At 71.4% G+C, this 11,718-nt stretch carries 10 protein-coding genes; 1 reads left to right on the top strand and 9 read right to left on the bottom strand.

The window, feature by feature from the left end:
* Window position 1: 1 nt before the first annotated feature.
* The 3 genes from ACWEF2_RS07165 to ACWEF2_RS07155 all read right to left on the bottom strand — a co-directional run bounded on the left by ACWEF2_RS07165 (window position 2) and on the right by ACWEF2_RS07155 (window position 3,273).
* Window positions 2-1,447, bottom strand: coding sequence for an O-antigen ligase family protein (locus ACWEF2_RS07165; protein WP_453812712.1), 1,446 nt, complete (start codon window positions 1,445-1,447; stop codon window positions 2-4).
* A gap of 5 nt (window positions 1,448-1,452) precedes the next feature.
* Window positions 1,453-2,205 (bottom strand): hypothetical protein, encoded by a 753-nt coding sequence (locus tag ACWEF2_RS07160; RefSeq protein ID WP_453812710.1) that lies wholly within the window; start codon window positions 2,203-2,205, stop codon window positions 1,453-1,455.
* Between the two features lie 162 nt (window positions 2,206-2,367).
* Window positions 2,368-3,273 carry a hypothetical protein gene (locus ACWEF2_RS07155; RefSeq protein ID WP_453812708.1) on the bottom strand — a complete coding sequence of 302 codons (906 nt, stop codon included), beginning with the start codon at window positions 3,271-3,273 and terminating at the stop codon, window positions 2,368-2,370.
* 346 nt (window positions 3,274-3,619) lie between these two features.
* On the opposite strand from ACWEF2_RS07155, the gene ACWEF2_RS07150 reads away from it, so the two are divergent.
* Window positions 3,620-4,711 carry an acyltransferase family protein gene (locus tag ACWEF2_RS07150; RefSeq protein WP_453812706.1) on the top strand — a complete coding sequence of 364 codons (1,092 nt, stop codon included), beginning with the start codon at window positions 3,620-3,622 and terminating at the stop codon, window positions 4,709-4,711.
* A 120-nt stretch (window positions 4,712-4,831) separates the two neighbouring features.
* Here ACWEF2_RS07150 and ACWEF2_RS07145 read toward each other — a convergent pair whose 3' ends face one another.
* The 6 genes from ACWEF2_RS07145 to ACWEF2_RS07120 all read right to left on the bottom strand — a co-directional run bounded on the left by ACWEF2_RS07145 (window position 4,832) and on the right by ACWEF2_RS07120 (window position 11,717).
* On the bottom strand, window positions 4,832-5,728 hold the full coding sequence (locus tag ACWEF2_RS07145; RefSeq protein WP_453812704.1) for a hypothetical protein: 897 nt from the start codon (window positions 5,726-5,728) through the stop codon (window positions 4,832-4,834).
* A 58-nt stretch (window positions 5,729-5,786) separates the two neighbouring features.
* Window positions 5,787-6,713, bottom strand: coding sequence for a glycosyltransferase family 2 protein (locus ACWEF2_RS07140; RefSeq protein ID WP_453812703.1), 927 nt, complete (start codon window positions 6,711-6,713; stop codon window positions 5,787-5,789).
* Window positions 6,714-6,730: 17 nt separating this feature from the next.
* Window positions 6,731-8,257 carry an oligosaccharide flippase family protein gene (locus tag ACWEF2_RS07135; protein ID WP_453812701.1) on the bottom strand — a complete coding sequence of 509 codons (1,527 nt, stop codon included), beginning with the start codon at window positions 8,255-8,257 and terminating at the stop codon, window positions 6,731-6,733.
* Window positions 8,258-8,342: 85 nt separating this feature from the next.
* Window positions 8,343-9,401, bottom strand: a complete 1,059-nt coding sequence (locus ACWEF2_RS07130) for a hypothetical protein (protein WP_453812700.1) — start codon at window positions 9,399-9,401, stop codon at window positions 8,343-8,345.
* The gene (locus tag ACWEF2_RS07125) at window positions 9,398-10,684 is read right to left on the bottom strand and encodes a DUF4910 domain-containing protein (protein WP_453812698.1); all 1,287 of its coding nucleotides are present in this window, start codon (window positions 10,682-10,684) and stop codon (window positions 9,398-9,400) included. Before ACWEF2_RS07125 ends, ACWEF2_RS07130 begins: the two co-directional genes overlap by 4 nt.
* A complete protein-coding gene (locus tag ACWEF2_RS07120) occupies window positions 10,674-11,717 on the bottom strand; it encodes an NAD-dependent epimerase/dehydratase family protein (RefSeq protein ID WP_453812696.1) in 1,044 nt (347 codons plus the stop codon). The genes ACWEF2_RS07125 and ACWEF2_RS07120 overlap by 11 nt, the downstream gene beginning before the upstream one ends.
* Window position 11,718 lies beyond the last annotated feature (1 nt).

Genomic DNA, 11,718 nt, shown 5'->3' with positions numbered 1-11,718 from the left:
GTCAGCCGCCCGCCCCGCCGGGCCTGCGGAACAACCCCCTGGTCGCGGTGCCGACCCGGGCCCGCCAGGGGGCCGCGGGTTCACGGGGCCGCTCGGCGGCCACCGCGACCGTGCTCCTCAGCAGCGACCCGGCGGCGCCGATCAGCAGGAACGACAGGCCCGTGACGGTGGCGAAGGAGAGCAGGTCGAAGGTGGCCGCGCCGATCAGCGGGACCACCAGGCAGGCGGCCAGGGTGAGCCCGAGGTCGCGCGTGCCGGGGTCGGCGCTCAGACGGCGGACCCGGAGCCCGGAGTAGATCCCGCACACGAACATCGCGACGATCGCGGTGATGCCGACCAGGCCGGTCTCCACCGCGGAGAGAAGGTACTGGTTGTCGAAGACCTGGTGTTTGGGGGCGTACCACGTGCCGGCTCCGCGTCCCAGCCACAGATGCTTGGCGACCTCGTAGGCGGCGACCTCGTAGTCGTGCGTGCGGTAGCGGACGCTGTCGTCGGTGCCGACGTTCGCGAACAGGCTGTAGAAGGCGCCGATGAGCCCCGGCACCATGATCCGCATCAGCACCAGGAACCCGACCGTGACGCTCAGCGCCTGGATCCGCCGGCGCGCCGGCCAGCCGAGGAACAGCACGATCGCCACGCCGCCCAGGCTCAGCACCGCCGATCGGGAGACCGAGAACATCAGCCCCATCCCGATCAGACCGGCGCAGAGCCACCAGCGCAGGGCGGGCTCCCCGCGTTCGCGGGCCTTGAAGCCGTAGTGGGCGGCGAGCGGCAGGAGCATCGCGCACACGACGCCGAACTCGATGGCGTGGCCGGTCGTCGCGGCGACCCGGCGGAAGTCCGACCTCGCGCTGATGAACCCGTCCTCCGAGGTGTAGCGGAGGCCGGGCAGCGCCAGGTAGCGGGTGAGGTCCAGCTCGAACAGGAACTGGCAGGCCCCGATCACCGCGATGGCCGCGCCGGCCAGCACGACGACCTTGAGCACGAAGTCCAGGCGGTCGACACCGCGGACCCCGTCGCACACCATGAGCGCGAGCCCGGCGCCGGCCACCAGCAGGATGAGGGCGTGGTCGGCGAGGTTGAGCTCGTCGGCGGGCAGGTAACCGTAGGTGGCGTAGCCGAAGGTGGCCATCATCGCGGTCAGGAAGACGAACAGCGCGGTCCGCACCGGTGTGCGGCCCTTCGCCATGCCCAGCGTGACGGTGAAGTGCGCGCACAGCCAGCACAGGGTGGCGACCAGGGCCGCGAAGTTGGCCGGGGTGAGCGAGAGCGGCAACGCCCGGAAGACGAGACGGGCCGGGATGATCAACAGGGCCACGACGAAGAAGCAGACCAGGGTCGCGCCGTCGGCCCGCCTGCGGACCGGCAGGGCGGCGCCCCGGGCCGCCGGGGGCACGGACGCCGAGGGGGCCGCGGGAGACGGGGCCTGGGATGGGGATGGTGTCACGGACGTCAGCGCCTCACAGCCGGACTGTCGGCCGGCGACCGGCCGTTGAGTGCGGGCTCCGGCGCCGGCGGCGTCTCCTCCGCGCCCCGGCGCCTGACGGCACCGCGCCGGGCCTTGCGGGACTGGAGGAAGCTCTCGGCGGCGAAGGCCGCGCAGATACCCGCCGCGACGCCGATGCCCACCGCCGTGGCGACGGCGCGCAGCTTCTTGCCGCGCTGCGGCAGCGCGACGGTCGGCGGCACCGCCTCGTAGGTGGTGATGTAGGTCGCCGGAGGCGCCTTCACCGCCCTCTGACGGTTGACCAGCTCAAGCTTGGCCCGGGCGATGATCCGCGTCACGATGTCCCGCGCGGCCTGCGGCGACGAACTCTCGCCCTCGATGAAGAGGTACGGCCCCGTGGCCAGCGACTCCAGGTTGCTGCCGCCGTTGGTGACCGCGTAGGAGGTGTCACCGCCCTCCACCGCGCCGAGCTCGGCCGCCATGTCCGGCGTCCCCATCACCGCGATGAGGATCGAGGCCGAGACGTTCAGCCCTCGGTCGAAGTTGAGCAGCGGATTGGTCAGGCCGTTGGGGATGCGCGGGTTGGTCGGCAGGCTGCCGCCGGTGGTCGGCGTGGTCAGGACGAGGACCGCGCCCGACGTGTAGGTCGTGGGCACCGTCGAGTAGACGCCCGCCGCGGCGGCGAGGGAGAGCGCGAACGCCGGCACGACGACGTACCAACGCCGGAACAGGACGACGACCGTCCCCCAGAAGTCCATGAGTTTCCTCCCCCCAGCCGTACGGCGGGCAGCCGGGCCCGAACCCGCCAATGGTCATCGCCCGCACCCGGGCGGGGTGTTACTCCGACATCCGGCGGCCGGTCGGGACCCGTGGTCCGTGGGCCGCCGCCTTCGCTCTCCGGCACTCGTCCCGCCCGCCGGTCACTTCTCGGGCTCGTCCCGCCCACCGGCGCGCATGAACACGACGGTGTCCGCCCCGTGGTCACCGCCGTGCGCGAACGACTCCTCGTCGTCGTCCTCCACCACCACGATGAGCTCCGCCGAGTCGTCTTGGAACGGTCCTTTTCCGGCCGGAGCCGGAGGGGCGGCGCCCTCGGGCCCGGCCACCACGTCGCCGTCGCCCGGGTCGCCGCGCCTCTCCTCGGCCTCCGGAGGCCCGGCGTGGTCGCCCGGCCGTCCGTCCGCCCGCCGGTAGGCCAGGCTGTAGGCGATGCCCAGGCCGACGAGGAGCACGAGGAAGAGCGCCCCGCCGGCGGCCATCAGCTTGCCGGACATCTTGGCGGTGGGGACGGAGGAGGGCACCACGTCGACGATCGAGATGAAGGTGGAGCGGGGCGCCCTGAGCGCCTGCTGGCGGTCGGCCAGTTCCTTGCGGATGCGCTCCTTGGCCCGCAGCACGACGCTCTGGGCCTCGGCGGCGTCCCGGCCCTCCACCTCCACGTAGACGAACGGGCCGTTGGTGCTGATGCCCAGCAGGTCCGGGTTGGTACGGCCGTCGTTGACGGTGACCTTGGTGGTGCCGTTCTCCGCCACCCCCAGCTCGGCCAGCACCTCGGGGGTGTTCATGGAGAGGATGAGGATGCCCGCCGTGACGCGGAGCCCGTCACTGAACTGCAGCAGTGGGTTGGTCAGCCCGATCGGCCTGGTGGGGTCGGTGGAGAGCGTCCCCCCCGTCGCCGGGGTGGTCAGCACCATGGACGCGGTCGACACGTAGTAGGTCGGCACGAGGAAGAAGACCAGGGCCGCGGCGGCGAGTCCGAGAGCGCCCAGAGGGGGCCCTATCGCTCTCCGCCTGACGAGGCCGAAAATGGTCTTCCAGAAGTCCATGCGCCTCCGCCCCCTATTCATGCCGGGGCACAGCAAAACCCCCGAGACAATACAGTTACCAATCGACAGGCGCCCGCCTGCCGTTACATCGGTTACATCGTCGGGCCGGGAGAAGATACCGCCGGTATCTCCTCTCCGGCATGTTACGTCTGGCGACCATACAGCGATAGACCCGTCGATAGGCCAAAATATGGCAGATATAAGGGCCCGGCGTCGGCCCAAGACGGGGGTTGAACAGATGGATTCCTCTGGTGAGGATGTCCTGGATCGTCCCACGAACACTCCCCCGTCGACGCCACCGGGGGAACCACGTGGCAGGCTGGCGGGACTGGACGGAATCCGCGGCGTGGCCGCCCTTTTCGTCATGGTCCACCACTGCTGGCTGCTCTCCTTTCCCGGCTATCCGGCCGCCACCGGTCCCGGCTGGCTCCACTGGCTGCTCTACGGGCACTTCGCGGTGGTCGTGTTCATCGTGCTGTCGGGCTTCTCGCTGGCGGTGTCCCCCGCCAGGTCGCGGTGGCGGCTGGGCGGCGTGAGGCGCTTCGCCCGGCGCCGCGCCTGGCGCATCCTCCCCCCCTACTGGGCGGCCCTGGCGTTCAGCCTGGTGGTCGCCTGGACCCTGGTCGGCCAGCCGGGTGAGGCGCCGCCCACGGTCAAGTCGGTGGCCGTCTACGGCCTGCTGCTCCAGGACCTCTTCGGCGCGCCGAGCCCCAACGGGGCCTTCTGGTCCATCGCCGTCGAGGCACAGCTCTACCTCGCCTTCCCGCTGCTGCTGCTGATCCTGCGCAGGGCGGGCGCGCCCGTGATGCTCGGGGCCGTCACCGTGGTCGTGGCGGCGATCGGCCTGCTCGCCCCCGGTGTGCCCCTGGTGCACCTGCTGATCCGGCTGACCCCCCAGTTCGCCGTGCTGTTCGCGCTGGGCGTGGTCGCCGCCGGTGTGCTCGGCGCCGGGGAGCGGGTACGGCGGCTGCCCTGGCACTGGGCCGCGCCGCTCGCCGCCGTCCCGGTGTTCGCGGTGATCGCCGTACAGGGCTCCGTCTGGACGGTGGGGAACTACTTCTGGATCGACATCGCGCTCGGCCCCTCGGTGGCCCTGCTGCTGGCGGCGGTGGCGACGGGCCGACCGGCGCCCCTGGTGCGGCTGCTCGACCTGCGGCCGATCCGGAGCCTGGGCTCCTTCTCCTACACGCTCTACCTGGTGCACGCCCCGATCGTGGTGGCGATATACCAGCTGGTCGTCGCCCCGCGGGTGGCCGCCGGGCTGCCGGCGTTCCTGGCCGTCCTCGCGCTGGCCGTACCGGCGGCCCTGCTCACCGCGCGGCTGTTCGCGGCGGTCTTCGAGCTCCCGTTCCAGCGGTACCGGAGCTGGCCCGAACTCCACGGTGCCGCACGGGCCAGGCTGTCCCGGAGGCGCGCGGCGGTGCGCCCCGCGCCGTAGCCCGCGGCCCCGCGCCACCGGGCGCGGGCGGCGGCGGCGGCCTCGCCGGAATCCCTGTTTTCGAGGTGCGGCCCCGCGCCATGGAGTGCGGGGCCGGCGGAGTGCGGGGGCCGGAGGGCGTCAGCCCAGCCGCGCCAGGGCCTCGGCCTCGTACTCGCCCGCCAGCTCCTCGGGCATGGGGTCGAGGTCGGCGCAGCGCACGAAGTCGCGCAGGGTGGTCCCGGTGCACGCCGCGTCCACGTTCACCGCGCCCCGGCGCGCCCGGACGTCGTCGAGGTTCACCGTGCGGAAGTCGATGCTGAAACGGGTCCTGCCCGAGGTGTTGGGGACCGTCGAGTGCAGTTGCGCGCCGGAGAACAGCATCACCCCGCCGGGCTCGGGCACGACCCGGACCTGCGGGTCGAGCTCGACCGGCTCCTCGGGCCTGGGCTGCTCCCTGGTGTCGCCGCGCAGGTGCCGGGCCGCGGTGAGCCTGCTGGTCCGGTTCCACTCGGCGTAGTCGTAACGCGCGCTGCCGTTGCGCACCGGCCGGTCGAAGTATCCGGGGTGGAAGGCCATCACGTTCTCCGGGACCACCGCGTAGATCGGGATCCACCAGTTGATCTGGTTGAACGGCGCGGAGTACCAGCAGTCGCGGTGCGGGTGGAAGGCGTAGGAGATGCCGGAGGTGAGATAGTCGTTGGAAGTGGAGGTGCGCAGCCGGGGGACGTCGAAGTAGGTCCGGTCGAGCCCGCAGCCGAGCTCCTCCAGTACGGCGGGCAGCAGCTTCTTGCACTCCGGGTGGTGGATGAACCGGGGCTTGAGATCGGCCAGCAGCGCCGCGAACTCCTCGACCGGCATGTCGAACTGGGCGGTCTCCGGGTCGCGGTCGCCGAACGCCTCGGCGATCAGCTCGCGGGCGAAGTCGACGAGGTCCCTGGAGGCCGGCGTCGCGGAGTAGACGAACACCTTCCCCTCGTAGAGCAGACCGCGCCGGGTGTCGTCGTCCACCACGCTGTTGGAAAAAACGGTGGTCATCCTGAGGGCTCTTCCTGTGTGCGACATACGAGACTGACACGTACGGGGTGGTTCATGATCAGCTGCCGGCCGGAGAGCCCTTGGAGGGGCGCCCCGGCAGGAGCATCCCGGTGGCCAGCCGTACGAGCTTGCGACCGCGCCGTGACGCGGTCCGCCGCTGACGGCGGGCGTACATCCGGTGCGCGGCGGCGCGCGCGCGGCGCCGCTGGTCCTCGCTGAGGCCGAGGTCGGCGTCGCGCAGCCAGCGCAGGATCTCCAGATACTGCAGGGTCGAGGAGAAGTGCGCCTGCCAGGAGGGCACGCCGAGGCGGTGGCCCACCGTCGTGATGCGCTCGTGCTTCCAGTGGCGGTGGGCGAGCACCTCGGGCACGTGGGCCCACGGCCCGGCCAGCGCGAGCTTGGTCGCGAACACCTCGTCCTCCCGGAGCATGTTGCGCCGGGGGATGCTCATCACCGGGGCACGGCGCATGAGACCGTACAGCGGGTCGATCATCAGGTGGTTCTCGTTGAGCACCCGGAGCATCTCGGCGAACCGGTCGACGGGGTCGCCGGAGAGCAGGGCGGTGCTCTGGTAGACGCTGGTCTGAACCGTCCCGTCGGGGTTGGTGTAGGACATCTGGGTGGTGACCAGGATGAGCCGCTCGTCCTCGGCGAACGCCTGCAGCGAACGGGAGACGTAGCCGGGCTCCAGACGGTCGTCGTCGCCGATCCAGCGGAAGAACGTCCCCCTCGCGAGATCACCGGCGTACCTGAAGTTGTTGAGCAGCCCGATGTTCTCCGGATGCCGCCGGTAGACGATCCGGCCGTCGGAGCGCGCCAGCTCCCTGCAGATCTCCTCGGTGCCGTCCGTGGAGGCGTTGTCGCAGATCACCAGCTCGATGTCGCCGTGGTCCTGGGCCAGCACCGACCTGACCACGCCCTCCAGCCTCGCGGCGCCGTTGCGCACGGGAAGTCCGATCGACACCAGCGTGTCGGAGTCAAGCATCCAATCTCCTTGTCGGGTCAGCGTGAACGTGCGGGAATCAACTCGGTCACCCGGCCGCCCAGCTGTCTGAGTACGGCCTGCGGCACCACGACCAGGACGTAGACGAGCAGCCCCGTGCCGCCCGCGACGGCCAGCTGGACGAACGGGGCTCCGTGGGTGAGCCGGGCCAGTCCCGCGGTGACGACCGCGGAGAGCGCGCCGCCGAGCAGCGGACGCGCCACCGCCGCGGCGATCGGGGCCAGGACCACGCCCGCCCTGTGCAGTGCCAGCGCCGCCAGCGGCAGCGCGATCAGGAGGCCGATCGTCGCGTGCGCGATCGCGGCACCGCGGATGCCTCCGAGGCGGGCGCCGGCCATCAGCGCGGGCACCAGCGCCACCGCCCAGCCGAGGTTCAGCCACATGGTGGACCTGGTGGCGCCCATCGCGGCCAGGATGTCGAACGCCAGGGCGGTCAGCATCCGCACGACCATGACGATCGCCAGGAAGGTCAGCACCTCGGCGGAGGGCCGCCAGCGCTCGCCGTACAGGAACACCACCACCGCCGGCGCGAGCGTCCCCAGCAGGACGGCGATGGGCAGGACCACGGAGACCAGCAGCGGCACCGCCTGCTGCACCCCCCTCGACAGCGAGTCCCTGTCCTCCTCGGCCAGCCGGGAGAAGCCGGGCAGCGCGACGTAGCGCACGGCGGTGCCGACGAGGCCGGGCAGCCAGCTGGAGATGTTGAAGGCCAGCAGGTAGTAGCCGAGCATGGTGAGGCCGAGGGCGTCACCGACGATGACGGCGTCGGCGTTGAGCAGCACCCCCTCGATGCCCAGGCTGGCGCAGAGCGGCAGCCCGAAGACGAGCAGCTTTTTGGCGGTGGCCCGGTCGAGGCCGAAGCCGATCCTGACCCTGGCGAAGACGACCACCAGCACACCGGTGACCACGGCGCCGCAGAGCTGGCCGCAGGCGAAGCTGTAGGCCCCGGCGCCGTTGGCCGCGAGGGTGATGGAGACCGGGGCGGTCACCAGGAAGCCCACCATGTTGGCCTTGGTGAGCTTGTCCTGCTCGAACCTGCGCAGCAGCGCGGCGCTGCGCACCGCCGTCATCCCGTAGACGAGGTTGACGGCGGTGAGCACCCGGATCACCCCGGTGGCGCTCTCGCTGCCCGACATGGCCGCGAAGTACGGTGCGATGATCCAGAACACCCCGTACAGGGCGACGCTCGACGAGATGGCCACGACCGTCGCCGTGGGGGCCATGTCCTCCAGCCTGCCCCGCCACTGCACGGTGGCGGAGATGATGCCGGCGTCGTTGATGTAGATGACGAACTGGCTCGCCGACAGCGCGATGGCGTAGACACCGAAGTCCTCCGGCACCAGCAGCCGGGCGAGGACCAGGCTCATCGCGAACGAACCGGCCTTGAGCACCAGGTTGCCCAGCACGCTCCAGCGCAGCCCGCGACCGGCCTGACGGCCGATCTCCCCCGCCTGGGAGGCGGCCGTGCCCGACCGGCCGGACTCCGCGTCCACCGTCGCCGGTCCGGCGCCCTCTGTGTGTTCCATGTCTTACCCTTCACCGGTCACCCGCCGGACCGTCGCCGCCATCGCCCGTCGCCATCGCCGCCACCGCCTCGGCGTCCCGGTCCGATCAGGCGGGTTCCTTGACCCGCTCAAGCCAGATCTCCCGCCAGAACGGCAGGAACTGCCGGGGGCAGCCGGCGCTGTACGCGCCCGCGCAGACGATGCCGTCCAGGATGATGCAGGAGCTCTTCATCCGGAGCATGCGCCCGGTCTTCTCGTCGATACAGCGGTCGACCCGCGAGAGCACCCGCGCCGTCTGCCCGCAGTAACGCGACATCTCCTCCTCGAACCCCATCCCGCGGTTGAGCAGGTCCTGGTTGAGCGTCTTGAGGATCTCCTCCTTGGACTTGATCCGGACGAGCTCTCCGGGCTGGAGGTCGAGCGTCACGCTCGGCGTCCTGCCGTCGAGCCGCCCCTGGACGAAGCCCCACTTCAGGCCGCCCTTGATCCGCAGCGGGCGCGGCAGCCGCCTGCTCCGCTCCTGAAAACGGTTGAACAGCCCGACCAGGAGCGCGCGGAGCGTGAAGAACACGCTCGCGTTGCCGGTCCGCACGTCCGTGACGTACTGCCGGACGTCCTTGAGCGGCAGGCAGGTGGGCGCGGCCCGCAGCAGCTCTGTCGCCTGGCAGGAGAAGCGCTCCTCCCCGTCGGAGTCGGGCTCCTTCCTGGCGGCCGTCTGGAGAACGGGCAGGAGGGGACGGCCGGCGGCCAGGCCGTTGGACCGCGCGTTGGACCGCGCGTCGGAACGGGTACCCGGTGGCGGGCCGGACGGCGGGGGGGCGCCGGGGTCCACCCGTTTGAGCCAGGCCTCCTTCCAGTACATCAGGCAGGCCGTCTGACACCCGCCGTGCGCCTGCCCGTCACACCGCGCGCCGGTGAGGTGCACGGCGCGCTCCATCCTCCGCATGCCGCTGCGGCTGATGGTGTCGCAGAGCTTGTACGCCACCTTGTGCACGGTGAGCCGCCGCCCGCAGAAGGCCAGCATCTCCGGCATGAAGGGCAGCTCCTCCAGCTCCCCCCTCTCGTCCAGCGTGGCCATGATCTCGGCCTCGCTGAGCACCTCCACCGTCTCCCCCACCCGCAGGTTGAGCACCGCGGACCCGGTGACGGTCTGCGACCGTGTCATCTCCACTCCTTGACGAGTCCTGCACCACGCAGGGCCTGTGCCGCGTCCGCCACGGCGGCGAAGGGCAGGTGGGACCGTTCTGCGATGTCGAGGAGGCTGTGTTCCCCGTCGGAGAGGTTCAGCACCCACAACATCGCCATCTGTGTCTGCCTGGTGTCGCTGCGCCCGCCCAGCGAGCCGTACAGACCTCTCCTGCCGAGCTGCGGCTCGCCGTACGGGCTGAGGTTGAGGTAGTGGCGGTTGCGCTCCAGCACCCGGGTGACCTCCCAGCAGGTCTCCAGGGTGTCCGCCATCGCCTCCGGCGAGACGAAGTCCGGATTGTCGGCGGAGGTGTGATACTCCGGGTAGCCGGCGTACGGCGTCCTGGTAAGGGAGCCGACCGGCAGGTTGAAGCCGGGCGAGCAGAACTGCCGCTCGTCGTAGCCGTACGGGGAGAAGTCGACGATCTCGTGGTCACGCCCCGAGCTCCGCAGGACGTACCGGACCACCCTGTCGATCTCGGCGTTCCCCTGCCTGCTGCGCTTGTAGGTCAGCACGCCGCTGTCGCCGGCGCAGGCCAGGACGAGGCCGTGCTTGACCTGTTCGACGCGCTCCCGGTTACGCGCCAGCCAGGTGATCGCGCCGATGGTGCCCGGCACGAACAGGAAGCGGTAGGTGTACCACGGGGCGGTCTCGGCCAGCCGGCGCGCGAGCCGGGTCGCCACCGCGATGCCCGCCAGGTTGTCGTTGGCCAGCGAGGGGTGGCAGACGTGGCAGGAGACGAGCACCTCGTCGGCGACCCGGCCCGGCACGACGTACTCGCCGTAGGTCAGGTGACCGTCGGCCAGGGTCGAGTCGATCAGGACCTCGTAGGGGCCGTCGCCCAGGGCCGCCAGGGTCTTCTCCCGCAGGCAGAAGCCCCAGGTCTCCGCATAGTAGCTGGTCCGGTACGGGATCAGGCCGGGCTGGCCGGGCAGCGTGTGCAGGTGCCCGCGCAGCTCGTCCAGGGTCATGGTGGCCGACACCGGGACGCTGTAGCCGACCACGTGGAGGTTGGACTCGGCGAAGTCGACCACCCGGGCGCCCGAGGCGTCCTTGATGTAGGCGTCGCGGATGTTCCACTCCCGGGGAACCGTCCAGTCGAGGACCTCCGTCCCCGTCGGCACCTCGCTGATCTCCAGCGGCACCGACTCCCCGACTACGTCCAGCGTGCGGCGGACCCCGTCGCCTGTGATGCTCCGGCAGATGGGGTAGAGCCGCTTGACCAGGGCGTGCATCTCACGCCCCTCGGCCTCAACCGTCACTGGTGACCGCCCCGGACGGTCGTAGCGAGTCGTCGACGGTGCCGGCCGCGCGCCGGGCGGCCAGCCGCGCGAGCCTGGTGAAGCGGTGCTGGAAGTCGTGCTCGGTCAGCCCCAGCCGCCCGTAGGTCTCCACCAGCTCGACCGCGCCCGCCTTGACGGTCCAGCGCGCCTGGTAGCCGGGGAGCGCGGCCCGGATGCGGGAGAAGTCCACCCGGTAGGAGCGCGGGTCGGCGCCGGCCTCACCGGTGATCACCAGTTCGGCGCCGGGCACCGCCTCGACGACCTCGGCCGCGATCTCCGCGACGGTCACGTTGTTCTGTTCGGTGCCGACGTTGAACGCCCTGGCGTGCACGGCGTCCCGGGGGGCGGCCAGCGCGTGGACGAAGGCCCCGGCGATGTCCTCGGCGTGGACCAGCGGGCGCCACGGGGTGCCGTCCGACAGCACCCGCACCTCGCCCGAGAGCAGCGCGTGCCCCACCAGGTTGTTCAGCACGATGTCCGCGCGGAGCCGGGGCGAGAACCCGAACGCGGTGGCGTTGCGCAGGAACACCGGGGTGAAGTCGTCGTCGGCCAGATCGGCCAGGTCGGCCTCGACCCGGACCTTGGACTCGGCGTAGGGGGTCACCGGACGGAGCGGCGCGTCCTCCCCGACCAGGTCGTCGCCGCCCGAGGCGCCGTAGACCGAGCAGGTGGAGGCGTACAGGAAACGCCGCACACCCGCCTCGCGGGCCAGCCTTGCCAGCCGTACCGAGGCGTGGTGGTTGATGTCATAGGTCAGCTCGGGCGCCAGCGAGCCGAGCGGGTCGTTCGACAGTGCGGCCAGGTGCACCACGGCGTCCACGCCGGCCAGTTCGGCGGCGGTGACGTCCCGCAGATCGACCGGGTGACCGGCCGGGTCGTCGGGCGCGGGCCCCAGGAGGCAGTCGGCGAACAGCCCGGAGTCCAGGCCGATCACCTCGTGGCCCGCTCCGGTGAGCGCCGGGGCCATCACACTTCCCAGGTACCCCTGGTGCCCGGTCAGCAGCACGCGCATC

The sequence above is a fragment of the Streptosporangium sp. NPDC004631 genome, from assembly GCF_053601935.1.
This window is presented reverse-complemented; position numbering and strand designations above follow the sequence as displayed.